We start from the raw sequence: 23,828 nt of genomic DNA on the forward strand, positions 1-23,828 counted from the left end.
CGCGTGATCGATTCGCTCCAGCTCACGGACAACTATCAGGTTGCGACGCCCGGCAACTGGAAGCAGGGCGACGACGTCGTGATCGTGCCGTCGCTGCAGGACCCGGAGGTGATCAGGCAGAAGTTCCCGAAGGGCTACAAGGCGCTGCGTCCGTATCTGCGCATGACGCCGCAACCGAATAAATAACGTTTCTTTTCCGCCAGCGGGTTTTCCGTCGGCGCAACAGATGGTCGGAAACGGCAGGCGCCATCTCGAAAGAGGTGGCGCTTTTTCATGATGGGTCGTGCCGGCCGGCGTCTTCGTCAGAAGAACGCCTGGATGCCTGTCTGGGCGCGGCCGAGGATCAGCGCGTGAACGTCGTGCGTGCCCTCGTACGTGTTGACCACTTCGAGGTTGACGAGATGCCGCGCCACGCCGAATTCGTCCGAGATGCCGTTGCCGCCCAGCATGTCGCGCGCGAGCCGTGCGATGTCGAGCGCCTTGCCGCACGAGTTGCGCTTCATGATCGAGGTGATTTCGACGGCGGCCGTGCCTTCGTCCTTCATCCGGCCGAGCCGTAGCACGCCCTGTAGACCGAGCGTGATTTCGGTCTGCATGTCGGCCAGCTTTTTCTGGATCAACTGGTTGGCGGCGAGCGGCCGGCCGAACTGCTTGCGGTCCAGCACGTACTGCCGCGCCGTGTGCCAGCAGGCCTCCGCTGCGCCGAGTGCGCCCCAGGCGATGCCGTAGCGCGCGGAGTTCAGGCAGGTGAACGGGCCGCGCAGCCCTTTGGCGCCCGGCAACAGGTTCTCTTCCGGGACGAAGACTTCGTCGAGCACGATTTCGCCCGTGATCGACGCACGTAGCCCTATCTTGCCGTGGATCGCCGGCGCGGACAGGCCCTTGTAGGCCTTTTCGAGAACGAAACCGCGGATCGTGTCCTTGCCGTCCTCCTCGAGCTTCGCCCAGACGACGAACACGTCGGCGATCGGCGAGTTCGTGATCCACGTCTTCGCGCCCGAGAGCGAATAGCCGCCGCTCACCTTCCTGGCCCGCGTCACCATGCTGCCCGGATCGGAGCCGTGGTTGGGCTCGGTGAGGCCGAAGCAGCCGATCCATTCGCCGCTCGCGAGCTTCGGCAGGTATTGCTGTTTCTGGGCTTCGGAACCGAACTCGAAGATCGGCACCATGACGAGCGACGACTGTACCGACATCATCGACCGGTAGCCCGAGTCGATGCGCTCCACCTCGCGCGCGATCAGTCCGTAGCCCACGTAGTTCAGGCCGGGGCCGCCGTACTGCTCGGGAATGGTCGGGCCGAGCAGGCCGATTTCGCCCATCTCGCGGAAGATCGACGGATCGGTCGTTTCGTGGCGAAACGCCTCCAGCACGCGAGGCGCCAGCTTGTCCTTCGCGTAGGCCTGCGCCGCGTCGCGCACCATGCGCTCGTCTTCGGTGAGCTGCTGGTCGATGAGTAACGGGTCTTCCCAATGGAATTGGGCGGTGTCGGCCATGGCCTATCTCCTCGAATGGCGGGAACCCGATCTTGACCGAAGTTCCGCTATGCAGAACAATGTTTTGAATATCGACATAAGTTTATCACCCGGACCGCCATGCCCGCACCCAGCCCGACCGCCCCGATTCCCCCGACGCCGTGGGGCGATACCGTCGACGAGCGCAAATTCGTCGTCGCGCTTGCGCGCGGGCTCGATTTGCTGCGCGCGTTCCGGCCGGGCGAGACGCTGCTCGGCAATCGCGATTTCGTCGAGCGCACCGGCTTGCCGAAGGCGACCGTCAACCGCCTCGCCTATACGCTGACGGTGCTCGGCTACCTTCGCTTCGACGAAACGCTCGGCAAGTACGCGCTCGACGCCGGCGTGCTGTCGCTCGGCTTCGCGCTGCTGGCCGGCACCGACATGCTCGATCTTGCCAGGGCGCACATGCGCGTATTTGCGCGGGAGGTCGGCGCGGCGGTCTCGCTCGGCTGTCGCGACGGTCTCGACATGGTCTACCTCGAGACGATACGCAGCGACACCGCGCTGACGCTCGGTCTTGCCGCCGGCTCGCGGCTCTCGATGCTGACGAGCTCGATGGGCCGGGCTTACCTCGCGGTGCAGCCCGACGATGCGCGCGCCGCGCTGCTTGCCGAACTGCAGAAGGCGGCCGGGACCGCCGGACCGTCGCTCGTGGCGGCGGCCCGGCGGGAGATCGGCGCCTTCGCGCGCGAGCATTGCTGCTTTTCGTTTCGCGATTGGCACGACGACGTGAACGCGGTCGCCGTGCCGTTTCGCGAGCCGCGCGAGCGGCGCTGGCTCGTGCTCAGTTGCAGCGGGCCGGCGTCGTCGATGGGAGAGGACGTGTTTCGCGAACGGGTGGCGCCCCGGCTGCTGGCATTGGCGCGGCGGCTGGGCGAGGTGGCGTGAAGAAGGCGGAGCAGGTAAGCGTGGATAGGGCTCGCCGGCAGCAAAAGAAAAACGCCAGGACGTCGCGTCCTGGCGTTTTGCTCTGGCGGAGCTTGCCTGCGCCCGTCAATCGCCGCGCTGGCGGCGGGCGTTTTCGGCGATACGCATGCGCAGCGCGTTGAGCTTGATGAAGCCGCCGGCGTCGGCCTGGTTGTAGGCGCCGCCGTCGTCGTCGAACGTGGCGATCGTCTTGTCGAACAGCGTGTCCTTCGAATCGCGCGCGACGACCGAGACGCTTCCCTTGTAGAGCTTCACGCGGACCCAGCCGTTGACCTTTTCCTGCGTGTGGTCGACGAGCACCTGGATCGCGCGGCGCTCCGGGCTCCACCAGTAGCCGTTGTAGATCAGCGCGGCGTAGCGCGCGAGCAGATCGTCCTTCAGGTGAGCGACTTCGCGGTCGAGCGTGATCGACTCGATGCCGCGGTGCGCCTTCAGCATGATAGTGCCGCCCGGCGTTTCGTAGCAGCCGCGCGACTTCATGCCGACGTAGCGGTTCTCGACGAGATCGAGCCGGCCGATGCCGTGCTTGCTGCCGAGACGGTTCAGCTCGGTCAGTACTTCGGCTGGCGAGAGGCGCTTGCCGTTGATCGCCACCGGGTCGCCGTGGCCGTACTCGATGTCCACGTACTCGGGCGCGTCCGGGGCCTGTTCCGGCGACACGGTCCAGCGCCACATGTCTTCCTCGGCTTCCGCCTTCGGGTCTTCGAGGTGACGGCCTTCGAACGAGATGTGCAGCAGGTTGGCGTCCATCGAGTACGGCGCGCCGCCCTGACGGTGCTTCATGTCGATCGGAATGGCGGCCTTTTCCGCATAGGCCAGCAGCTTTTCGCGCGAGAGCAGATCCCATTCGCGCCACGGCGCGATGACCTTGATGCCGGGTTCGAGCGCGTAGTAGCCGAGTTCGAAGCGCACCTGGTCGTTGCCCTTGCCGGTCGCGCCGTGCGAGACGGCCTGCGCGCCGGTCTTTCGCGCGATCTCGATCTGGCGCTTGGCGATGAGCGGCCGCGCGATCGAGGTGCCGAGCAGGTATTCGCCTTCGTAGAGGGCGTTGGCGCGGAACATCGGGAACACGAAGTCGCGCACGAACTCTTCACGCAGGTCGTCGATGAAGATGTTCTCGGGCTTGATGCCCAGTTGCAGCGCCTTCTTGCGCGCCGGCTCGAGTTCCTCGCCCTGGCCGATGTCGGCCGTAAACGTCACGACTTCGGCGTCGTAGTTGTCCTGCAGCCATTTCAGAATGACGGAAGTATCGAGGCCGCCCGAGTAGGCGAGCACGACTTTCTTTATATCGCTCATGGTGAACCCGTAACTGGAGAGAATCTGTGCGTGCCGACCTCGGCGCGCGAAAAACGATATTTTGACACCAAACCGCGGGCACGCCCGATTTCCGGTGGCGTGAAACGGGACGGCCCGTGCCTGGCCGGGCAACTGCCGTTGCTCAGTGATTGAGCTTGCCGAGCAGCAGGTATTCCATCAGCGCTTTCTGCACGTGCAGCCGGTTTTCGGCCTCGTCCCAGATGACGCTTTGCGGCCCGTCGATCACCTCCGCGCTCACCTCTTCGCCGCGGTGCGCCGGCAGACAGTGCATGAAGAGCGCATCGGGTTTCGCGCGGGCCATCATCGCGGCGTCCACGCACCAGTCGGCGAACGCCTGCTTGCGCACCTCGTTCTCGGCCTCGAAGCCCATGCTGGTCCAGACGTCCGTCGTGACGAGGTCGGCGCCGGCGCAGGCTTCGCGCGGATCGTCGAATTCCTCGTAGAACGGCGCGCTCTCGGGCGCGACGAGCGCGCGGTCGAGCGCGTAGCCGGGCGGCGTCGAGATGTGCAGCTTGAAGCCGAGAATCTGAGCGGCCTCGATCCACGTGTAGAGCATGTTGTTCGCGTCGCCGACCCAGGCGACCGTCTTGCCGCGAATCGGTTCGCGATGCTCGTAATACGTGAAGATGTCGGCCAGCACCTGGCACGGGTGGTATTCGTTCGTGAGGCCGTTGATGACGGGCACGCGCGAATTTTCCGCGAAGCGCTGGATGATGTCCTGGCCGAACGTGCGGATCATGATGATGTCGACCATGCGCGAGATGACTTGTGCCGCGTCCTCGATCGGTTCGCCGCGGCCGAGCTGGGTATCGCGCGTGCTCATGAACACGGCGTGGCCGCCGAGCTGGAAGATGCCGGCTTCGAACGACAGGCGCGTGCGCGTCGAGTTCTTCTCGAAGATCATCGCGAGCGTGCGATCGTGCAGCGGATGATAGGTCTCGTAGTTCTTGAACTTGCGCTTCAGGATGCGGGAGCGTTCGAGCACGTATTCGTAATCTTCGAGCGAGAAATCCTTGAACTGCAGGTAATGGCGAATATTCCGGGCGGTCATGAAACAGAAACGGCGCCCCGTCCGGCAGACAATGCAGCTTTCGCCGGAGACGCCGCTGTTGTTGGTAAGTCAATGCAGCATAAAGGATTTTGGGCGTTTTGACGAGTCGCGAAGCGACGGCGGTGTGCGACGAAAGCGTTTGTGTGCAGTGCGGAAAAAGGTCCGCTGCGCTATAATCTTCGCGTTTTCCTACAGGCACGGCAGCGAGTTTCAGGGCTTGTCGATGCGACCTGTGCGCCCGCCGATGCGCGGTGCCGGCAGCGGCGCTGCGCAGGTTTTGCGGGTGTCGCTCGCAGGCCGTGTTTCGCGATCGGGCTTGTCACACGGGTACTTCCTACATGGCCGAAACACCCCCAACCGAATATTTCATTCAGGGCATCACGACGAACGGGAAAAAGTTTCGGCCGAGCGACTGGTCCGAGCGTCTCGCCGGCGTCATGTCATGCTTCGGGCCCGGCGTGAAGGGGCGGGGGCCGAATGCCCACCTGCAATATTCGCTCTACGTACGGCCCACGATGATCGGCGACCTGAAGTGCGTGGTGCTCGACTCCCGGCTGCGCGACATCGAACCCATGGCTTTCAACTTCGTGATGAATTTCGCGAAGGACAACGATCTGCTCGTCACCGAGGCCTGCGAACTGCCGCCCCATCACGCCGCTCATCAAGGCGGGCGGTAACGGGGCGGTCGGCACTTTCGGGCGCGATTAACGCCCGACGTATGTTTCGCAATTCACAAGTCGAACCCGCTCTGGCGGGTTTTTTTACGCCCACAAAAAAACCCGCCAGAGCGGGTTTTGATGCGGCGGCAGCAGCGAACAGGAAACGGTCCGCCATGCGGCGGACCTGCCGGACTTACTGCGCGCTGGTCTGCAGCGCCTTGACGGCGGCGGCAAGGCGGCTCTTGTGCCGGGCAGCCTTGTTCTTGTGAACGATTTTCTTGTCGGCAATGATGTCGAGCGTCTTTGCCGAGGCCTTGAAGATTTCGGCGGCCTTGGCCTTGTCGCCGGCCTGGATCGCCTTGCGAACGGCCTTGATGGCCGTGCGGAACTTCGAGCGCAGCGCCGAGTTGTGCGAGTTGGCCTTCGCGGCCTGACGGGCGCGCTTGCGTGCTTGTGCGGAGTTAGCCATGAGTTTCCTTGTCCTGTTCCTGTTCTTCGATGCCGACCAGCGAAAGGGCGGCGCCGATGCTTGCCTTGAGCCGAGCTTCCGGGCGGATTGCCCGAAAGCGCAAAAAACGGTCACCGGCCGGACGCCGCCTGCGCATTAACTCCGCGTTGACTTTCAACACTTGACTCAACGCTGCTGCGGCACGCCGGCCCATGTTTTCCGGGCTGGACGAAGCCATTCCGGTTCGGCCGGAATGCATCCAGAAAACCCAAAAAAGCAAAGGTGAGCTTCGAAACCGGCGATTATAGCAACAAAATCAGTGGGGTGGCAATCGGACGGGGATGGCGCGTTCCTGCTGGCCCGGGCGCCGCTCGCCGGATGGCCGGAAATCGAACGTCCGGGCCGGGTGCTTGTCCGACCTGCTTGCCGTCCGCGCCGCGTCGCGGGCGGCGCCCGCCCCCGTATAATAAGCGCCCCATGAATCTATTCCGAGCCTTGCTGACCGTCAGCGGCTTCACGTTGCTGTCGCGCGTGACCGGACTGGCCCGCGAAACGCTGATCGCCCGCGCCTTCGGCGCCAGTCAGTTCACCGACGCCTTCTACGTCGCGTTCCGCATCCCGAACCTGTTGCGCCGCATTTCGGCGGAAGGGGCGTTTTCGCAGGCATTCGTGCCGATTCTGGCCGAGTTCAAGAATCACGAGGGCCACGAGGCGACTCGCGCGCTCGTCGACGCGACCTCGACCGTGCTGGCCTGGGTGCTGGTCGTGCTGTCGCTGCTCGGCATCGCCGGCGCCTCGCTGGTCGTGCTGGTCGTCGCATCGGGGCTCACGAGCGACGGACAGGCCTATCCGCTCGCCGTCACGATGACGCGCATCATGTTCCCGTACATCGTGTTCATCTCGCTCACGTCGCTCGCGTCCGGCGTGCTCAATACCTACAAGCAGTTTTCGCTGCCCGCGTTCGCGCCGGTGCTGCTGAACGTATCGTTCATCGTCGCGGCGGTGTGGGTCGCGCCGCATCTGAAGCACCCCGTCTATGCGCTCGCGTGGGCCGTCATCGTCGGCGGCGTACTGCAGTTCCTCGTGCAGTTGCCCGGCCTCAAGCGCATCGACATGACGCCGCACATCTGGCTCTCGCCGTTCAGGGCGCTCGCGCACCGCGGCGTGAAACGCGTGCTCGCGAAGATGGTGCCGGCGATGTTCGCCGTTTCGGTCGCGCAGGTGAGTCTCATCATCAACACGAACATCGCGTCCCGCCTCGGTCCGGGCGCGGTGTCGTGGATCAACTACGCGGATCGGCTGATGGAGTTCCCGACCGCGCTGCTCGGCGTCGCGCTCGGCACGATCCTGCTGCCGAGCCTTTCGAAGGCGCACGTCGACGCGGACCCGCACGAATATTCGGCGCTCCTCGACTGGGGGTTGCGGGTGACGTTTCTGCTGGCCGCGCCGAGCGCGGTTGCGCTGTTCTTCTTTGCCGAACCGTTGACGGCCGCGCTTTTTCACTACGGCAAGTTCGATGCCCGCTCGGTCGTCATGGTCGGCCGGGCGCTGTCGGCGTACGGTGTTGGCCTCGTCGGGCTCATCCTGATCAAGATTCTCGCGCCCGGTTTTTACGCGCGCCAGGACATCAAGACGCCGGTGAAGATCGGCATCGTCGTGCTGGTCGCGACCCAGCTCAGCAATTACGTGTTCGTGCCGATCTTCGCGCACGCGGGGCTCACGCTTTCGGTCGGGCTCGGCGCCTGCATGAACGCGCTGCTGCTCTTCATCGGACTGCGCCGGCGCGGCATCTATATGCCCTCGCCGGGCTGGCCGAAGTTTTTCGTGCAATTGCTCGGCGCCTGTCTCGTGCTGGGCGGCACGATGCACTGGTTCGCGACGACCTACGACTGGATCGGGATGCGTCGGGAGCCGTTCTCGCGCATCGCGCTGCTCGGTGCCTGCCTCGTGCTGTTCGCTGCGCTATATTTCGGTATGCTGTGGCTGATGGGGTTCAAATACGCGTACTTCAAGAGGCAAACGAAGTGAGCACGATGACGCGGGTTCTCGATTATTTCAGCACGCTCGTTGCGGACGACGACAGCCTGCCGTTGACCGAGGCAGCGCTCGCGATCGCCCAGGACGCTTATCCGGACCTCGATCTGCAGGGCACGCTGGCGGAGCTCGACGAGCTGGTCGAGCGCGTGCGTCGGCGCATCGACAGGAGCGCCGACGTGCGCGAGCAGGTGAGCACCCTGAACCGCTGCTTCTTCCGCGACTTCGGTTTCGCCGCCAATCTCAACGATTACTGCGATCCGGACAACAGCCATCTGAACGTCGTGCTCAAGCGCCGCCGCGGCATTCCCGTCTCGCTCGCGGTGCTGTACCTCGAGATGGCGAGCCAGCTCGGGCTGCCCGTTCAGGGCGTCTCGTTTCCGGGGCATTTCCTGTTGCGCGTGACGACGCCCGGGGGCGACGTGATGCTCGATCCGACCACGGGCCGGTCGCTGTCCGAATCGGACATGGTCGAGATGCTCGAGCCTTACGTCATGAAAGCGGGCAGCTCGGTCGCGCGCGCGCTGCGCATGCTGCTCGAGCCCGCCACGCGGCGCGAGATCGTCGCGCGGTTGCTGCGCAACCTGAAGACGACCTATCTCGAGACCGAGCGCTGGGAGCGGTTGCTGGCAATCCAGCAGCGGCTCGTCATCCTGCTGCCGGGCAGCATCGAGGAGGTGCGCGATCGCGGCTTCGCCTATGCGCGGCTCGACTATCTGCGTCCGGCGCTCGAGGATCTCGAGCGTTACCTCGAGGAGCGGCCCGAGGCCGAAGATGCGACCGTGGTCGAATCGCAGCTACAGGAACTACGCCAGCGCACGCTCGACAGTGCCCGCGATTGACGGACCGCCCGGAATCGTAACGCAACAAAAAGCCCGCAATGTGCGGGCTTTTTGTTGCGTTACCGTGACGTCATCGGATCGTCATTTGGGCGGCATGCGAATCGCGCCGTCGAGGCGGATCACTTCGCCGTTGAGCATCGGGTTTTCCACGATCTGCCGGGCGAGCATCGCATATTCGTGCGGTTTGCCCGGGCGCGGCGGGAACGGCGCCATCGCGCCGAGCGCGTCCTGTACGTCCCTCGGCATGCCGAGCAGCATCGGCGTTTCGAAGATGCCCGGCGCAATGGTCACGACGCGGATGCCGCTGCCGGCGAGGTCGCGCGCGACGGGCAGCGTCATCGCGGCTATACCGCCTTTCGAGGCCGCGTAGGCAGCCTGGCCGATTTGCCCATCGTAAGCCGCGATCGACGACGTGTTGACGACGACGCCGCGCTCGCCTTCCGCGTTCGGTTCGTTGCGCGCCATCGCCACGGCGGCGAGGCGGATCATGTTGAACGTGCCGACGAGATTGACCGTCAGGATCTTCGAGAACAGATCGAGCGGATGCGCGCTGCTCCTGCCGATCGTTCTGGCCGCGGGCGCGATGCCCGCACAGTTGACGAGGCCGCGTAGCGGGCCGAGTTCGAGGGCACAGGCCATGGCGCGTTCGCCGTCTTCCTCGCGACCGACGTCGCATTCGACGAACCGGCCGCCGAGTTCGCGGGCGAGGGCCGTGCCGGCGTCTTCGTTCAGATCGGCGATCACGAGCCTGCCGCCTTCGTTCGCGAACATGCGCGCCGTAGCGGCGCCGAGACCCGAAGCGCCGCCCGTGACCAGAAAAACGCCGTCCCGAATCTGCATGTCCTGTCTCCTGTCGTCCGCGGTCTTGTTTTGATCGGTGCGACGGGCGGTGCCGTGCGGCCGCGAGGCGAGATGCTGCGGGTGCCGGGCGAGTACCTGTGCAGAGGCGCCCGCCCGGCGTAACGTCGGGGAGGCGAGGCGGCTTACTTCAGCGCGTCGAACGCGCGCGTCCGGATTTCGTCGACGCTGCCGAGCCCGGAGATGCGCCGGTACTGCGGCGCCTTCAGGCCGTTCTCCTCGCCTCGCTGTGCCCATTGCTGGTAGTAGTCGACGAGCGGACGGGTCTGCGCGACGTAGACGTCGAGACGCTTGCGCACGGTCTCTTCCTTGTCGTCGTCGCGCTGGATCAGCGGCTCGCCCGTCACGTCGTCGAGGCCTTCGCGCTTCGGCGGATTGAATTTCACGTGATAGGTGCGGCCCGACGCGGCATGCACGCGACGCCCGCTCATGCGGACGATGATCTCGTCGAACGGCACGTCGATTTCGAGCACGTAGTCGATCGCCACGGCCGCCTGCTTCATCGCCTCGGCCTGCGGCAGCGTGCGCGGGAAGCCGTCGAACAGATAGCCGTTGCGGCAATCCGGTTCGCGCAGGCGTTCCTTCACGAGATTGATGATGAGCTCGTCGGACACGAGTTCGCCCGCGTCCATGAAGCGCTTCGCCTCGAGGCCGAGCGGCGTGCCGGCCTTCACGGCCGCGCGCAGCATGTCGCCCGTCGAAATCTGCGGGATGCCGAACTTTTCCTTGATGAAGTTCGCTTGGGTTCCCTTGCCCGCGCCGGGCGCGCCCAACAGGATCAAACGCATATGAGATATCTCCGATCTATGTGAATTCTTCGGGCGCGGCGGCTGCAACGGCATGCGACGTGAGCCGCATTCGAGCGCTCTCTTTCCCGTTCGCTGCTGCAGCCGGCGACCGTGCGCTGGCGAACAACACAACAACCTCATACGGCAACCCGTTTCGCGCGGCGATGCCCGTGGAGGATGCTGCGGGGCGATGCCTGCAACGAATGGGAAACCCTCGACGCGCCAAGGCTTCGGAAGGTTTTCACGACCGTTCGATTATGCCATGCCTTATTGCGCTTCCGGCCGGAACAGGGCCTGTACGCGGGTCAGATCGGCCGGCGTGTCGACGCCCGGCGCGGGCGCTTCGTCGGTGAGGAGTACGGCGATCCGCTCGCCATGCCACATCGCGCGCAACTGCTCGAGCGCCTCGGTCTGCTCGATCGGCGACTGCGGGAGCGACGGATAGCTGCGCAGGAATTTCGCGCGATAGGCGTAGAGCCCGATGTGCCGGTAAACCGCCGCGGGCCCAGTCGGGGCGGGCATGGAGGCGGTGTCGAAGTGCCCGGGGAGACAGTGCGGTTGCCATGCGTCGCGCGCCCAGGGAATGGGGGCGCGCGAGAAATATAGCGCGACGCCGCGCGCGTCGAGCACGACCTTGACGACGTTCGGATTGAAGACGTCGGCTGTCGTCGCGATGGGATGAGCGGCCGTCGCGATCGCGCAATCGGGGTGCGAGGCCAGATGCGACGCAACGTCGCATATGAGTCCGGGCTCGATCAGCGGCTCGTCGCCCTGCACGTTGACGACGAGCGTGTCGTCGCTCCAGCCGAGCCGTCCGGCCACCTCGGCGAGGCGGTCGGTACCGGAGGGATGGTCGGCGCGCGTGAGCACCGCTTCGAAGCCGTGCGCCTGCGCGGCGTCGAGCACGCTCTGCGCGTCGGAGGCGATCAGCACCTGTTGCGCGCCCGATGCGCGCGCGCGTTCTGCGACGCGCACCACCATCGGTTTGCCGCCGATGTCCGCAAGCGGCTTGTTCGGCAGACGCGTCGAGGCGAGACGGGCGGGCACGACGACGACGAAGGGCTGGACGGAGGCGGTCATCACAACGGACGGAGCAAGGTCGGAAACGAAAACGCGCCGGGGGCCGGCGCGCCGGATGAGCGACGGGGGCGGGGGGTCAGGCCGTCTGGCCGGCAACCGGTCCGGACGGCGAGACGGGCGTGCCTTCCACCGTCTGGCGCGCCTCGTCGACGAGCATCACGGGAATGCCGTCGCGGATCGGATAGGCGAGCTTGTCGGCGTGGCAGATGAGTTCCTGCGCGGCACGGTCGTAGCTGAGCGGGCCCTTGCAGATCGGGCAGACCAGGATTTCAAGCAGGCGGGCGTCCACGGAGTTTCTCCACAACCAGGGTGACAAGGCGATGATCGAGCGCGGCTTCGACGGGCACGACCCAGATGCGCGCATCGTTCCATGCCCCCAATTTTACTGCATCCTTCTCGGTGATCAGGATGGCGTCGGCAGCGAGGTCGGCGAACGGATTGCTGGCGAACGCATAGTGGTCGGGCAGCGGCAGCGTCTGCGGCGCGAGGCCGGCCGCGCGCAGCGTCGCGAAGAAGCGCTCCGGCGCGCCGATGCCGGCGCTCGCGATCACGCGTTCGCCCGCGAATTGCGCGAGCGGGCGGCGCAGGGCCGGGTTCGCCAGATGCCAGGCGTCGCCTGCGTCGAGTCGCAGCGCGAAGGTGTTCGGCCAGGGCGGCAGGGCGCGCTCGAACGGGTTGTTGACGAGCGTGGCGTCGCGGCGCCGCGATAGCGGTTCGCGCAGCGGCCCGGCCGGCAGCAGGAAGCCGTTGCCGCCGAGCCGATGATCGAACACCACGAGTTCCGCATCGCGCGCGAGCCGGTAGTGCTGGAGGCCGTCGTCACTCACGATGACGTCGACGTCGCGATGCGCGGCGCACAGCGCCTGCGCCGCGGCGACCCGGTTCGGGCAGACCCAGACGGGCACGCCGGTGCGGCGCGCGATCAGCAGCGGTTCGTCGCCGGCGTTGCCGGCCGGCGTCGCCGGCGTGACGGCGGTCGGCCGGGCGACCTTCGCGCCGTAGCCGCGCGAGACGACGCCGGGCGAGAAACCGGCCGCGCGCAGCGCGTCGACGAGCGCAATGACCGTCGGCGTTTTGCCGGTGCCGCCGACCGTCACGTTGCCGACCACGACGACCGGCACGCCGACGCGTATGGCCTTGAGCCAGCCGAGCGCATAGGCGGCGCGGCGCGCTGCCGTGACGGCGCCGAAGGCGGCCGCGAGCGGCGTGAGTGCCCAGGCGAGCGACCCGCGCCGTTGCCATTCGCGCGCAATGCGCGTCTCGAGGCGGGAGACGAAGCCGTCCATCGGCCGGGTCACCGTTGCCGGCGCCGCGTCGCGCGGCCGGAGGCGGGCGACAAGCGTGGACGTGTCGGTCGTTGTGTACCGCCCGCACCGCCGGTCGTCGGGCGCGCGCGGTGTGGCAGGACGGACGGAGTGGGCATCGGGACGGGCTCCTCCGGGAAGCAGGGTAGGGGGCAGGCTGCCGCGAATCGTGTACGGCGTCGGCACGCGGCGAAGCCCGGACAGAGCCCGGGTGTCGTGCCGCGAACCCGGCACTCTAGCGCGTGAGCTGGTCCGGCGGCAAGCCGTCCGTCTGGTCGGGACCCATGGACTCGATCCACGTCAGCCGGGCGACGCGGTTGTGGATAACTTTGTGGAGAAACGGCCGTCCAGGCCGGCGGCAAGCCCGAAATGGCGGCCTCCTATCGGTAGGAGGACCGTTTGGGTGGGTGGAAAGTCTATATAAATCAACTGGATATGGATATTTTTATGGGGCCGCGGCTTGCTCGGGCGGTCCGTGCCGGGTAGCGCACACAGTGTGGACACCTCGAAGGTGTTTGTGATCGTTGGTATCGGGCGCTGGACGCCGCCCGGCCGGTCGGTCTATCGTCTGTCCAGCCGTGTTTCGACTCGTTCATCCCATGAATTCCGACCGCTCCTTCGATCGCCGTTTCTTTTCCCCGTCGCCGGGCGCATCTCCCGACGTCGTCATTCCCGTCTCAGCGCTGAATCGCGCGATCGGCGCCATGCTCGAGCGCTCGTTTCCGCTCGCCTGGGTGGCCGGCGAGGTGTCGAATTTCACGCGCGCGGCGAGCGGCCACTGGTATTTCTCGATCAAGGACGCCCAGGCGCAAATTCGCTGCGTCATGTTCCGCGGCCGCGCGCAATACGCGGAATTCACACCGCGCGAGGGCGACCGCATCGAGGTGCACGCGCTCGTGACCATGTACGAGCCGCGCGGCGAGTTGCAACTGAACGTCGAGGCCGTGCGGCGCACCGGGCAGGGCCAGCTTTACGAGGCATTTTTGCGGCTCAAGGCGAAACTCGAAGCCGAGGGGCTGTTCGACCCGGCCCGCAAGCGCGCGTTGCCCGCGCATCCGCGCGCCATCGGGGTCGTCACGTCCATGCAGGCCGCCGCGCTGCGCGACGTGCTGACGACGCTGAGCCGCCGGGCGCCGCACGTGTCCGTGATCGTCTATCCGGCGCCCGTGCAGGGCGCAGGCGCGGCCGAAAAGCTGACGGCGATGGTGGAGACGGCCAACGCGCGCGGCGAGGTCGACGTGCTCGTGGTGTGCCGCGGCGGGGGCTCGATCGAAGACCTCTGGGCCTTCAACGACGAAGCGCTGGCCCGCGCGATTGCGGCGAGCGATATCCCGGTCGTGAGCGGGGTCGGTCACGAAACCGACTTCACGATCGCCGATTTCGCCGCCGACGTGCGCGCGCCCACGCCGACCGGCGCGGCCGAGCTGGCGAGTCCGCAGCGCGCGTTGCTGTTGCGCGATCTCGACGAGCGGCGTGCGTTGCTCGCGCGCGGATTCGGCCGCATGCTCGAGCGACGCGGGCAGCAGCTCGACTGGCTGGCGCGCCGATTGATTTCGCCTGCCGATCGGCTTGCGCAGCAGCACGCGCATTTGCGGCAACTGCAGATTCGTCTCGCATCCGCGGGCGCGCGCGCGGCGGCCGATGCGCGCGCGCGACTCGACGTCGTGCAGATGCGCTGGCAGCGCGCGCGTCCCGATCCTGCCGCGCGGCAGGCGAGGGTTCAGGCGCTGGCGCTGCGGCTCGACGGCGTGTTCGGGCGGCGGCGCGAGCGCACGCAGGCGCGCGTCTCGGAGCTGGCGGCGCGGCTCGAGGTGCTGAGTCCGCAACGGACCTTCGAGCGCGGCTATGCGGCGTTGCTCGACGTGCAAAGCGGCGCCGCCGTACGCGCGCCCGCTTCGCTCAAGCCCGGCCGACGGCTCACCGTTCATCTGGCCGAAGGCAGCGCCGACGTCGCGCTGGCCGACGTGCAGCCGCGCCTCGCGGACAGCTTCTGAAAGCCTGCGTCGCGGGCGCGTCGTTTGCTGGAGCGATGACGTCTGGGTGACGACGACGTGTGGCGCGCGGCGGATGCGCATGTTGGTCCGTTTGCGTTCGTTTTTCGCGCGTCTCGCGCATTCGCTGTTGCGTGCGCTGTGCCGTTGCAGCGACGCCATTCGGGCGATGGCGTTCCCCGTGCGTTCGGTGCCGTCTGTTAAAGGCAGTGCGTTTGCGGGGTTATTCCAAGTCGCCTACAATCGAGTGCTCCATGCCAGTGTCACGCAGACTTTCCCCATAACACACGACATAAGGAACTGCATCATGTCATTTACGCTCCCGCCGCTGCCGTACGCGAAGAACGCCCTTGCCCCGCACCTGTCGGAAGAGACGCTCGAGTTTCACTACGGCAAGCATCATCAGGCTTACGTCACGAATCTGAACAATCTGATTCCGGGCACCGAATTCGAGAAGCTGTCGCTCGAAGAGATCATCAAGAAGTCGTCCGGCGGCGTGTTCAACAACGCAGCGCAAATCTGGAATCACACGTTCTTCTGGAACGGTCTGTCGCCGAACGGCGGCGGTGCGCCGAAGGGTCCGCTCGGCGACGCGATCAACGCGAAGTGGGGTTCCTACGACGCGTTCAAGGAAGCGTTCACGAAGGCCGCGGTCGGCAACTTCGGTTCGGGCTGGACGTGGCTCGTGAAGAAGGCCGATGGTTCGCTCGACATCGTCTCGACGAGCAACGCCGCGACGCCGCTCACGACCGACGCGAAGCCGCTCGTCACCATCGACGTGTGGGAACACGCCTACTACATCGATTATCGCAACGCCCGTCCGAAGTTCGTCGAAGCGTTCTGGAACATCGTGAACTGGGACTTCGCCGCGAAGAACTTCGCGTAAGGCAAGGCGCCGTCCAGCCGTTCCCTCCCGGTGGAATGGCGAAAAAAAGCCCTCCGAGCGAGGGCTTTTTTTCTTTTTCGGGCCTGGCCGGTGTTCGGTCCCAGTCGGACCTACGCGCCCAACGCGCCGATGACCTCGTCGGTCGTGCGGACGTGGCCCATGAGGCGGAACACCCGGTCCATCGTGAAACGGTGCATGTCGCCGGCGAGACTCGAAGTGGCGTCTTCGACGAACACGAGGCGCCAGCCCTGATCGAACGCCTGCCGCGCCGTCGACTCGACGCCGAAATTGGTGGCGATGCCGCCGAGCACGATCGTCCCGATGCCGCGCCGGCGCAACTGCTGTTCGAGATCCGTGCCGTAGAACGCGCCCCACTGGCGCTTGGTCACGACGAGGTCGCCGGGCTGCACGCCGGCTTCCGGCACGAGCTGGGACGCCTCGGGCGGGGGCGGCGGCGCATCGGGGGCGCGCATCGGCGTGTCGGCCGGCAGATGCAGCAGGTCTTCGATCTGCACGCGCACGAACACGACCGTTCCGCCTTTCATGCGCAGCGCATCGGCGATGCGTTTCGCGTTCGCGACGACCTGCGGCCCGGAGTAAGGCGCGAGCGTACGGCCGACGATGCCGTGCTGGAGGTCGATCAGCACGAGCGCCGTTGTGGGGGCGTCGAGCGTAAGGGGCAGGGTGGACGGAGCTTGCGTCATGGGGCACCTGTGTGTGAGGATTAACCCGCACGATGATACCGGAATATGAGGGGGCTTTCAGATATGGCCGATTCCGCAGTGGCGCGGCGCGTGCCGCGGCAGGAGCGCTCGGCGCGTACGGTCGACGCGCTGCTCGAGGCCGCCGGCAACGTGATTGCCGAACGCGGCTTCGAGGCGGCGACGATGACGCAGATCGCACAACTGGCCGGCATGTCGATCGGCGCTTCGTACCAGTACTTTCCGAACAAGGAGGCGCTTGCGTTCGAACTGCGCCGGCGTTGCGGCGACGAGATGGACGCGCGTTTCAGCGCTCTCATCGAAGCGGGCGAGCCCGTGCCGCTGCCGGATCTCGTCGAACGGCTCTTCGACCTGATGATCGGGTTGATGGAGGCCTATCCGGCGTATCTGACGCTGCTTTCTGTGCCGCTCGGGTTCCGGCGCGATGTCGCCGCGCGCAACCGGCTGCGCCGGCGCTTCGCCGTGCTGTTCCAGCGCTACAACGCGTCGCTCGACGCCGACGAGGCCTACCGGATCGCCGAGGTCATGCTGCAGGTCATGAAGAGTCTCAATCCGCTCTATGCCGTCGCGAAGCCGAAAGAGCGCAAGCTGCTCGTCGCGGAGTACAAGGGCGTGCTGTCGGCGTGGCTGGCCGGGCGGCTTGGGTGAGCAGGAAGGGGGCGGTGGACGGTCGGAGCCGGTCGTGGGTTCCGGTAACGACGGGGCCGAAGATCGGTGCCGGGTCCAACTGGCCGTTCTGACCGTGCGGATGTTCGGATTGACCGCGGCCTTTTCGCAATCGGGCGGGGGGAGCGAGAAAAGCCGACTTATCATCGTTTCCGTTGATTCCAGGTACGGTACGGCAACATGCACGTCGAGCGATCAAGCAAGAATTCCCCCTCCATCGGGAATTCCGATCATCCCATTCAGCGGCCTTTGGAGTCCCCAAAGGAGCGCTCCCGTTCGCAGTCGCCGGCCATGGATTCGAGGCTGGCGAGGTTTTCTGCGCGTGCCCAGGAATCGGAAGGCGGGAACAACGGCCGTCCTCTCGACGAGAGTGCCGGCGGTCGGCATGCGGCACCGTCGTTTCGCATGTCCGGTGCGGCGGCTGTCAACACCGTTGGCGCCACGCCGACGGACGACTCCCGGAACACTGCCGCCGTTCCCGCGAGTGCCCTCTCCGCTGACGAGTTGCGCAAGACGCAAAAGGCAGCGTCTTATTTAGGCACGTTCGACGAAGTCGTTGTCTATGTGCCCAACACGCCGAATTACGGAATGCAGGCGATTGCGGCCCGGATGATTCACGACCTCAGGACGAACTTGCTGGCGTCGGGTCAGACTGTCCACATCGCGACGCCGGAAAGTGAAATAAAGCCTTGGGAACAGCAGGTGAAGATAAAGGTTCAGGTTCCCGAAAATGAAGAGTTCGATGAGCAGGGTTTTCTTGAAGCTTTTGCCTCTGCCGACAAACATATCGACGACTATTCCCTGGACGGCAATCACATCAAGTTCGGGAAGTCGGTTTCTGCGCAAAGGACGAGTATGTCCGATATCGACGACTACATCACGTTCGGCCATGCTCATGCCACGTTACTGGAGGGTCCGCACGATTTATATGAGGACGAGCAACAATGCAGGAGAGAGTTGCTCCAGTTGCCGGGAAAGACGACCGTCGAAATCGACTTTCGCATATCCCAGCCGGAAGTGACGACGACGGCGGACAAGTTGAGGACGCTGGCGCCCGAGTTGGGCAGCGCCCGCAACGTGCGCTTCATGGACATCGCCGATTTGGGGAAAAGCGGAAAGAAAACGCTGTTGCTCGCCGGCCCGACTGACGAAACCGGCCACAAGGACTGCAACGGAAACGAGGGGGTGGTCACACAGGTGTTCCTGAACGACAGGGACCATCGCCCCGAGCGGCGCCGCATTTTCGTGGCGGGCAATCGACACGAGCTGCCTGCCGAAATAGAACAGGACGCCCGCTTTCCCGTGGTCGTCAACGACACGGCGGTCGAGAACAGTACCTTGTCCGAAACCGCTAAAAAGAATCTGCGGGCCCTGCTCGACAGATCGCCACCGCTACTCTATGCCTACGGCTTCCATCAGACGCCGTCGGACAAGCGCGAGGCGTTGCTTGAAGGCATGTATCGCGGCGCAGTCCGGAAAGGCGACGCTCGTCCTGTCATCCTGATTGCGGGGGACAAGGACGTTCCGAAACATGCCGGCGAGGTGGATCTGAACGACGAGGAGTTTTCGGAAAAGCTGAAGCAGGATAATGCGATGCCGCTAGTCGTGCGTGCGGGTCAACTGCCGCTCGATGTCAATAACCTCGTGATGTCGAAAGCCAGCCTCGTGCTTGCCGAGGGCAAAGGCAGCATCTCCGTCTGTCAGGATTTAGGGGTGAGGCATCTGATACTGCCGCAGTCAGCAGAAGAAGCCGGTTCCGTCGTACTGAAGACGGAGTATCACGATAGCAGTCCGGAGTTCGGGCCGCGCAAGGCATCCCTCAAGTTGTACGACAGTCCGGGGGAAATTGTGAGGCCGTACATGTACGGTAGCGAAAATGCGGCGCACTACACCAACATGGTGTCCCGGCAGAACCTCTTGATCGAGACGCTTTCGCGTCTCGACGACGGTCTGGATGATTTTCCGGTTAATCAGGGATAGCCTGCGAAAAACGTCGGCATCCGTCGAATGGGGCGGTGGTGCCGTCCACCCGGTTCGCGTAGCGCGCGTTAGCCGCGGTGCGCAGCCACTTCCCAGTTGATGTCGACGCAAAGCACCTGCAGGCCGCGCGCGGTGCGCGCCGCGATCGAGGCGGTCACGCACAGGTGCGCCTCGTTGATCGACAGGTAGGGCGGCGTGAGATGCACGCGGCCCGGCGCGCGGACCGCCTCGATGAAATACGGGCGCCGCTCCCAGCTCGCGCCTTCCGAATGCAGCAGCGGCCGGAAGCGCTTGGCGCGCTGCGTGGCGCGGCCGTCCGGCAGCACGTTGTCGCCGATTTGCCGGCCCGACGCGTCGAGCAGGAAGCAGCGCGCGGTCTGGTCGAGACCGAGGAGCGGCAGCGTCGCGTCGGCCATGCTCGCGCCGTCGGCCAGCCGCGCGCTGGCCGCTTCGAGCGCGCTCGCGTAGGGCGCGAGGCGCGTCGCCTGGGTCTTCTCGCGCGCGCTCACGCGCTCGCGCAGACGTGCCGACAGCGCATCCATCAGCCGGGCCGCCGCTTCGGGTTTGACCGGCTCCACGTCGGGCCGGGCGAAGTAGGCGCCCTGAACGAAATCGGCGTTGCATTCGAGCGCGATCAGCGCGTCGCGTTCGGTGACGAGGTCGCCCATCAGCACGAGCTGACCCGATTCGTGGAGCATCGAGACGAGGCCCGGCAGCACCCGCTCGATGTGCAGATGACGGCTCGCCTGGGTCAGCAGGCCGCGATCGAGCGTGACGATGTCCGGGCGCAGATGCCAGACGCGGTCGATGTTCGAGTGCTTGGCGCCGAAGCCGTCGAGCGCGATCAGGAAGCCCGATTTGCGCAGCATGTCGATGATTTCGGCGAAGCGCGTGGTTTCGCCGCCGGCCTGCTCCGAGACTTCCAGCACGACCCGTTGCGGCGGCAGGCCGAGCGCCTTCAGCCCGGCGAGCAGCGCGTCGCCGTAGCTCGTGTCCATCAGCGCGGCCGGATGCAGGCTCAGAAAGAGCCATTCGTCGTGCGAGTCGAATGCGTTGAAATTGCCCAGATGCAGCGATTCGGCAAGGCGGCCCAATTCGAGCAGATCGCCGCGGCGCGCGGCCTGCGTGAAGACTTCCTGCGAGGGCGCCTGCTGGCCGTGCTCGTCGTGCACGCGCAGCGATGCGTGATAGCCGATCGCGCGCCGGTGGGCGACCGAGAACACCGGCTGAAACACGCTGAAGACGGTGTAGCCGCCGTACAGCACGGTTCGCCGGTTGCCTTCCTCGCTCGCGACCGGGCGCGGCGACTGGAAGCCGGGGGGATCGAGGTCGATCATGCTCGTTGTGGAATAGAGGGCGCGCGGAGCGGACGGCACGCGGGAGCGTCAAGTCTACAGGATAGGTCAGCAAGAAGCATGCGCATTGCCGCGGCGCGGGGCAGGGCGGCTGCGCGCCGCGCGGGCCGGGACGACACGCGCGGCGCGCACCGTGTACGGTCGCGGGTTGCACATGAACGGTGCGCGAAGGGCGTCGAAGTCCGCCCGCGCGCCCGGCTGCCCGGCTTCCCGGTCCGCTCAGGTCCGCTCCGACGGATCGGTGGTCTTCTTCACGGGGCGGCGCACTTCCGGCGAGAGCTGCGCGAAGATCCACGACGAGCCGGCCGTGATGATTCCGACGCAGAGGAACGTCGCGTGGAACGCCGGCAGCGCGTTCGATTGCGTCACGCGCGGCAGGATTCCCGTGAAGGTCGTGAGCAGCGCGCCGGCCACCGTGACCCCGAGGCTCATCGCGAGCATTTGCACGAGCGAAAACAGGCTGTTGCCGCTGCTCGCGCCGCCGGTGCCGAGGTCCTTGAGCGTGAGCGTGTTCATGGCCGTGAACTGCAGCGAGTTCACGGCGCCGAAGAATGCCAGTTGCCCGAGGCGCAGCCACAGCGGCTCGCCGGCGCGCGCGAGCGCGAAGCTCGCCATCGCGAGGCCGACCAGCACCGTGTTGGAGACGAGTACGCCGCGGTAGCCGTAGCGCAGGATCAGCTTCGTCGCGAGGCGCTTCGAGGTCATGCCCGCGGCGGCCGTCGGCAGCATCATCAGGCCGGCGTCGAACGCGCTGTAACCGAGCGCGACCTGGAGCAGCAGCGGAATCAGATAGGGCATCGCACCGCTGCCGATGCGCGCGAACAGGTTGCCGAGCAGCCCTACGCTGAACGTGTGGATTTTGAACAGATCGAGCGAGAAGATCGGGTGCGGCACGCGCACCGCGTGCAGCCCGTAGGCGACGAACGCGGCGAGGCTCAGGATCAGCAGCACGAGCACGGTGGCATGCTGGATGCCGAGTTCTGCGCGACCGTCGAGCGCGAACGAGATCGCGACCATGCCCGCGACGAGCAGCAGATAGCCGGCCAGGTCGAACCTCGGCGTGTCCGCGTTGCGCGCGTCGGGCATGAAGAAGAACGTCGCGATGCAGCCGAGCGCGCCGACCGGCACGTTGATGAGAAAGATCCAGTGCCACGAGGCGATCTGCACGAGCCAGCCGCCGAGCGTCGGACCGATCAGCGGGCCGATCAGTCCCGGAATCGCGACGAACGAGAGCGCCGGCAGATAGCGCTCGGCCGGCACCGTGCGCAGCACCGCGAGCCGGCCGACCGGCAGCAGCATCGCGCCGCCCACGCCCTGGGCCACGCGCCAAAGGACGAGCTGCGTCAGCGTATGCGCGTTCGCGCACAGCAGCGAGCCGACCGTGAACACGAGGATCGCGCTGAAGAACACGCGGCGCGTGCCGAGTTTATCCGCGAGCCAGCCCGAGACGGGGATCATCACGGCCATCGTCAGCGAATACGCGATCACGACCGACTGCATGCTGAGCGGCCTCTCGCCGAGCCCCTGCGCCATGGCCGGCAGCGCCGTGTTGACGATGGTGGTGTCGAGCGTCTGCATGAAGAAGCCGGTGGCGACGATCCACAGCATGACGGTGAGCGCGTGCGGCGACGGGCTCGGTGCGACGGGCGAGGTCGGGACGGACATGAGTTGGGAGGGCCTCTACGGTCTCGGGCAGCCGCCATTGTAGGGAAAAAGAGGAGAACGACGCACCTTTGCCGGCTGCGGCGCGAGGGGTGCGCCAGTCGCTGCGCGGCGCCGCGACGCGGCGTACAGTAGAGATGCGGCGCCTGCAGCCGCCTTTCTTCCGATATCCGGCGACGCCCTTTTCTGCCATGCCATGACGCCACGCGAAGCCCTCGAATACCTGTGGACGCTGGCCCGGTGCGATCCGGCGGCGCTTGATCGTCTCGACATCGCCGGAAGCGACCCGGGCCTGCCGTCCGTCCATCGCATCGGCGCGCTCGCGGCCGCCTCGATCGGCGCGGCGGGATTGGCCGCGGCGCAGTGCTTCCGGTTGCGCGGCGGCCGCGAACAGCGTGTCGGAATCGACGTGAGGCGCGCGCTGGCGGCGTTTCGCAGCGAGCATCATCTGCTCGTCGACGGCGGTCCGCCGCCGCTGCTCAGGCACCCGGTGACGAGTTTCTTCGAGACGCGCGACGGCCGCTGGATCCAGCTCCATGCCAACTTCCCGCATCATCTGCAGGGCATTCTCGCGGTGCTCGGCTGCGGCGGCGAGCGGGAGGCGGTCGCCGCCGCCATCCGCGGGTGGGAGGGCGAGGCACTCGATCGCGTGCTGGCCGACGCGGGCCTGTGCGCGGCGCTGCTGCGCGCGCCGCGCGAGTGGGCCGCGCTGGCGCAGGCCGAGGCCATCGCGGGCCTGCCGCTCTTCGAGATCGAGCGAATCGGCGACGCGCCGCCCGAAGCGCCGGGCCGCGGCGCGCCGTTGCGGCCGCTCGCGGGCACGCGCGTGCTCGATCTCACGCGCATCATCGCCGGGCCCGTGGCCGGCCGCACGCTGGCGCAGCACGGTGCCGACGTGCTGCTCGTCAACGGCCCGCATCTGCCGAACGTCGCGCCGCTCGTGATCGACAACGGCCGGGGCAAGCGCTCGGCCACGCTCGATCTGCGCGATGAAGCAGCGCGCGAACAGTTGCGCGCGCTGGCCCGCGAAGCCGACGTGTTCCTGCAGGCGTACCGGCCCGGCGCGCTCGACGCGCGCGGTTTCGGTCCCGAGGCGCTGGCGCGGCTGCGGCCCGGCATCGTCTACGTGTCGATTTGCGCCTACGGACATCGCGGACCGTGGGCGCAGCGGCGGGGCTTCGACAGCCTCGTGCAGACGGCGAGCGGCATCGTCTGGGACGAAAGCTGCGCGGCGGCGGGCGAGCGTCCGGCCGGTAGTCCGCCGTTCGACGCGCCGCAGGCGTTGCCCTGCCAGGCGCTCGACCATGCGACCGGCTATCTGGCCGCGTTCGGCGCGATGGTCGCGTTGGCCCGTCGCGCGACCGAGGGCGGGAGCTGGCACGTGCGGCTGTCGCTCGCGCAGACCGGACGCTGGCTTCAGTCGATGGGGCAAGTGGCCGACGGCCGGCGCGCGCCCGAGGTGGGCGCCGACGACCTGACGGACTGCCTGACGACGCTCGATTCGCCGTTCGGCCGTTTGCGCGTCGTCGCGCCGGCCGAGCGGCTGGAGTCGACGCCGCCGTTTCATGCGCGGCCGCCCGTGCCGGTCGGCACCGACGCGCCGCGTTGGGATGCCTGATCCGGCCGTTTGCGCGGTTTCGCGATGAGGCTGGTCGATGCGGAAGGAGGCGCCGCGGCGTATCGGGCGCGCTACACTCGGTTGCATCGGCCGGCGCGCCGCCGTCGGTCAATTCATGCCTCGACG

The 23,828-nt window shown here is 66.4% G+C and carries 22 protein-coding genes and 1 pseudogene; 10 read left to right on the forward strand and 13 right to left on the reverse strand.

The window, feature by feature from the left end:
• Positions 1-186: pseudogene (locus CY652_RS16595) on the forward strand (peroxidase); the annotation flags it as partial.
• A gap of 116 nt (positions 187-302) precedes the next feature.
• Here CY652_RS16595 and CY652_RS16600 read toward each other — a convergent pair.
• Positions 303-1,493 carry an acyl-CoA dehydrogenase gene (locus CY652_RS16600; RefSeq protein ID WP_102131812.1) on the reverse strand — a complete coding sequence of 397 codons (1,191 nt, stop codon included), beginning with the start codon at positions 1,491-1,493 and terminating at the stop codon, positions 303-305.
• Positions 1,494-1,592: 99 nt separating this feature from the next.
• Here CY652_RS16600 and CY652_RS16605 point away from each other — a divergent pair, with 99 nt between their 5' ends.
• Complete coding sequence (locus tag CY652_RS16605) at positions 1,593-2,402, forward strand: IclR family transcriptional regulator (protein ID WP_102131813.1); 810 nt, start codon at positions 1,593-1,595, stop codon at positions 2,400-2,402.
• A gap of 105 nt (positions 2,403-2,507) precedes the next feature.
• On the opposite strand, the gene CY652_RS16610 is transcribed toward CY652_RS16605, so the two are convergent.
• The gene (locus CY652_RS16610; protein WP_102131814.1) at positions 2,508-3,737 is read right to left on the reverse strand and encodes an argininosuccinate synthase; all 1,230 of its coding nucleotides are present in this window, start codon (positions 3,735-3,737) and stop codon (positions 2,508-2,510) included.
• Positions 3,738-3,879: 142 nt separating this feature from the next.
• Positions 3,880-4,809: an ornithine carbamoyltransferase gene (argF, locus tag CY652_RS16615; protein ID WP_102131815.1), complete on the reverse strand. Its 930-nt coding sequence runs from the start codon at positions 4,807-4,809 to the stop codon at positions 3,880-3,882.
• 338 nt (positions 4,810-5,147) lie between these two features.
• Between argF and CY652_RS16620 the strand changes: the two genes are divergently transcribed.
• Positions 5,148-5,486, forward strand: coding sequence for a DUF3579 domain-containing protein (locus CY652_RS16620; protein ID WP_102131816.1), 339 nt, complete (start codon positions 5,148-5,150; stop codon positions 5,484-5,486).
• Positions 5,487-5,661: 175 nt separating this feature from the next.
• Here the strand turns inward: CY652_RS16620 and rpsT are convergent, their stop codons facing one another.
• Both rpsT and CY652_RS24105 read right to left on the reverse strand, forming a co-directional pair.
• Positions 5,662-5,937: a 30S ribosomal protein S20 gene (rpsT, locus tag CY652_RS16625; protein WP_102131817.1), complete on the reverse strand. Its 276-nt coding sequence runs from the start codon at positions 5,935-5,937 to the stop codon at positions 5,662-5,664.
• The gene (locus CY652_RS24105; protein ID WP_146010123.1) at positions 5,930-6,154 is read right to left on the reverse strand and encodes a hypothetical protein; all 225 of its coding nucleotides are present in this window, start codon (positions 6,152-6,154) and stop codon (positions 5,930-5,932) included. The genes rpsT and CY652_RS24105 overlap by 8 nt, the downstream gene beginning before the upstream one ends.
• A 239-nt stretch (positions 6,155-6,393) precedes the next feature.
• Between CY652_RS24105 and murJ the strand changes: the two genes are divergently transcribed.
• Positions 6,394-7,944, forward strand: coding sequence for a murein biosynthesis integral membrane protein MurJ (gene murJ, locus CY652_RS16630; protein WP_102131818.1), 1,551 nt, complete (start codon positions 6,394-6,396; stop codon positions 7,942-7,944).
• 5 nt (positions 7,945-7,949) lie between these two features.
• A complete protein-coding gene (locus tag CY652_RS16635) occupies positions 7,950-8,792 on the forward strand; it encodes a SirB1 family protein (RefSeq protein ID WP_102131931.1) in 843 nt (280 codons plus the stop codon).
• Between the two features lie 81 nt (positions 8,793-8,873).
• On the opposite strand, the gene CY652_RS16640 is transcribed toward CY652_RS16635, so the two are convergent.
• The 5 genes from CY652_RS16640 to lpxK form a co-directional block, all read right to left on the reverse strand.
• A complete protein-coding gene (locus CY652_RS16640; RefSeq protein WP_102131819.1) occupies positions 8,874-9,632 on the reverse strand; it encodes a 3-hydroxyacyl-CoA dehydrogenase in 759 nt (252 codons plus the stop codon).
• A gap of 143 nt (positions 9,633-9,775) precedes the next feature.
• Entirely contained in the window at positions 9,776-10,438 is a 663-nt protein-coding gene (adk, locus tag CY652_RS16645) for an adenylate kinase (protein ID WP_102131820.1), read from the reverse strand.
• A 267-nt stretch (positions 10,439-10,705) separates the two neighbouring features.
• Positions 10,706-11,518: a 3-deoxy-manno-octulosonate cytidylyltransferase gene (gene kdsB / locus CY652_RS16650; protein ID WP_102131821.1), complete on the reverse strand. Its 813-nt coding sequence runs from the start codon at positions 11,516-11,518 to the stop codon at positions 10,706-10,708.
• 76 nt (positions 11,519-11,594) lie between these two features.
• Positions 11,595-11,807, reverse strand: a complete 213-nt coding sequence (locus CY652_RS16655; protein ID WP_102131822.1) for a Trm112 family protein — start codon at positions 11,805-11,807, stop codon at positions 11,595-11,597.
• Positions 11,788-12,804, reverse strand: a complete 1,017-nt coding sequence (gene lpxK / locus CY652_RS16660; protein ID WP_102131823.1) for a tetraacyldisaccharide 4'-kinase — start codon at positions 12,802-12,804, stop codon at positions 11,788-11,790. Before lpxK ends, CY652_RS16655 begins: the two co-directional genes overlap by 20 nt.
• Positions 12,805-13,421: 617 nt before the next feature.
• Here lpxK and xseA point away from each other — a divergent pair.
• Together xseA and sodB are read left to right on the forward strand one after the other, a co-directional pair.
• The gene (xseA, locus tag CY652_RS16665) at positions 13,422-14,816 is read left to right on the forward strand and encodes an exodeoxyribonuclease VII large subunit (RefSeq protein ID WP_102131824.1); all 1,395 of its coding nucleotides are present in this window, start codon (positions 13,422-13,424) and stop codon (positions 14,814-14,816) included.
• 304 nt (positions 14,817-15,120) lie between these two features.
• On the forward strand, positions 15,121-15,699 hold the full coding sequence (sodB, locus tag CY652_RS16670; RefSeq protein WP_102131825.1) for a superoxide dismutase [Fe]: 579 nt from the start codon (positions 15,121-15,123) through the stop codon (positions 15,697-15,699).
• Positions 15,700-15,809: 110 nt separating this feature from the next.
• Here the strand turns inward: sodB and CY652_RS16675 are convergent, their stop codons facing one another.
• Positions 15,810-16,403, reverse strand: a complete 594-nt coding sequence (locus CY652_RS16675; RefSeq protein WP_102131826.1) for an isochorismatase family protein — start codon at positions 16,401-16,403, stop codon at positions 15,810-15,812.
• 63 nt (positions 16,404-16,466) lie between these two features.
• Here CY652_RS16675 and CY652_RS16680 point away from each other — a divergent pair, with 63 nt between their 5' ends.
• Together CY652_RS16680 and CY652_RS16685 are read left to right on the forward strand one after the other, a co-directional pair.
• Positions 16,467-17,069, forward strand: coding sequence for a TetR/AcrR family transcriptional regulator (locus CY652_RS16680; protein WP_258002343.1), 603 nt, complete (start codon positions 16,467-16,469; stop codon positions 17,067-17,069).
• Positions 17,070-17,378: 309 nt separating this feature from the next.
• Positions 17,379-19,067 (forward strand): hypothetical protein, encoded by a 1,689-nt coding sequence (locus tag CY652_RS16685; RefSeq protein ID WP_146010124.1) that lies wholly within the window; start codon positions 17,379-17,381, stop codon positions 19,065-19,067.
• 68 nt (positions 19,068-19,135) lie between these two features.
• Here the strand turns inward: CY652_RS16685 and CY652_RS16690 are convergent, their stop codons facing one another.
• Both CY652_RS16690 and mdtD read right to left on the reverse strand, forming a co-directional pair.
• Positions 19,136-20,404 (reverse strand): EAL domain-containing protein, encoded by a 1,269-nt coding sequence (locus tag CY652_RS16690; RefSeq protein WP_102131829.1) that lies wholly within the window; start codon positions 20,402-20,404, stop codon positions 19,136-19,138.
• Positions 20,405-20,641: 237 nt separating this feature from the next.
• Entirely contained in the window at positions 20,642-22,087 is a 1,446-nt protein-coding gene (gene mdtD, locus CY652_RS16695; protein ID WP_102131830.1) for a multidrug transporter subunit MdtD, read from the reverse strand.
• Positions 22,088-22,280: 193 nt separating this feature from the next.
• Here mdtD and CY652_RS16700 point away from each other — a divergent pair, with 193 nt between their 5' ends.
• Complete coding sequence (locus tag CY652_RS16700) at positions 22,281-23,702, forward strand: CoA transferase (protein ID WP_102131831.1); 1,422 nt, start codon at positions 22,281-22,283, stop codon at positions 23,700-23,702.
• Positions 23,703-23,828 lie beyond the last annotated feature (126 nt).

Origin of the sequence: Burkholderia sp. WAC0059, from assembly GCF_002870125.1 — a bacterium.
GTDB lineage: Bacteria > Pseudomonadota > Gammaproteobacteria > Burkholderiales > Burkholderiaceae > Paraburkholderia.

Bases quoted from the DNA above. Each gene is read 5' to 3' on its own strand.
- rpsT (WP_102131817.1), bottom strand. From the start codon at position 5,937: ATGGCTAACTCCGCACAAGCACGCAAGCGCGCCCGTCAGGCCGCGAAG.
- lpxK (WP_102131823.1), bottom strand. From the start codon at position 12,804: ATGGACGGCTTCGTCTCCCGCCTCGAGACGCGCATTGCGCGCGAATGG.
- CY652_RS16620 (WP_102131816.1), top strand. From the start codon at position 5,148: ATGGCCGAAACACCCCCAACCGAATATTTCATTCAGGGCATCACGACG.
- argF (WP_102131815.1), bottom strand. From the start codon at position 4,809: ATGACCGCCCGGAATATTCGCCATTACCTGCAGTTCAAGGATTTCTCG.
- CY652_RS16605 (WP_102131813.1), top strand. From the start codon at position 1,593: ATGCCCGCACCCAGCCCGACCGCCCCGATTCCCCCGACGCCGTGGGGC.
- CY652_RS16640 (WP_102131819.1), bottom strand. From the start codon at position 9,632: ATGCAGATTCGGGACGGCGTTTTTCTGGTCACGGGCGGCGCTTCGGGT.
- CY652_RS16685 (WP_146010124.1), top strand. From the start codon at position 17,379: ATGGATTCGAGGCTGGCGAGGTTTTCTGCGCGTGCCCAGGAATCGGAA.
- CY652_RS16680 (WP_258002343.1), top strand. From the start codon at position 16,467: ATGGCCGATTCCGCAGTGGCGCGGCGCGTGCCGCGGCAGGAGCGCTCG.
- kdsB (WP_102131821.1), bottom strand. From the start codon at position 11,518: ATGACCGCCTCCGTCCAGCCCTTCGTCGTCGTCGTGCCCGCCCGTCTC.
- CY652_RS24105 (WP_146010123.1), bottom strand. From the start codon at position 6,154: ATGGCTTCGTCCAGCCCGGAAAACATGGGCCGGCGTGCCGCAGCAGCG.
- CY652_RS16690 (WP_102131829.1), bottom strand. From the start codon at position 20,404: ATGATCGACCTCGATCCCCCCGGCTTCCAGTCGCCGCGCCCGGTCGCG.
- CY652_RS16610 (WP_102131814.1), bottom strand. From the start codon at position 3,737: ATGAGCGATATAAAGAAAGTCGTGCTCGCCTACTCGGGCGGCCTCGAT.
- xseA (WP_102131824.1), top strand. From the start codon at position 13,422: ATGAATTCCGACCGCTCCTTCGATCGCCGTTTCTTTTCCCCGTCGCCG.
- CY652_RS16635 (WP_102131931.1), top strand. From the start codon at position 7,950: ATGACGCGGGTTCTCGATTATTTCAGCACGCTCGTTGCGGACGACGAC.
- mdtD (WP_102131830.1), bottom strand. From the start codon at position 22,087: ATGTCCGTCCCGACCTCGCCCGTCGCACCGAGCCCGTCGCCGCACGCG.
- adk (WP_102131820.1), bottom strand. From the start codon at position 10,438: ATGCGTTTGATCCTGTTGGGCGCGCCCGGCGCGGGCAAGGGAACCCAA.
- CY652_RS16700 (WP_102131831.1), top strand. From the start codon at position 22,281: ATGACGCCACGCGAAGCCCTCGAATACCTGTGGACGCTGGCCCGGTGC.
- sodB (WP_102131825.1), top strand. From the start codon at position 15,121: ATGTCATTTACGCTCCCGCCGCTGCCGTACGCGAAGAACGCCCTTGCC.
- murJ (WP_102131818.1), top strand. From the start codon at position 6,394: ATGAATCTATTCCGAGCCTTGCTGACCGTCAGCGGCTTCACGTTGCTG.
- CY652_RS16600 (WP_102131812.1), bottom strand. From the start codon at position 1,493: ATGGCCGACACCGCCCAATTCCATTGGGAAGACCCGTTACTCATCGAC.
- CY652_RS16675 (WP_102131826.1), bottom strand. From the start codon at position 16,403: ATGACGCAAGCTCCGTCCACCCTGCCCCTTACGCTCGACGCCCCCACA.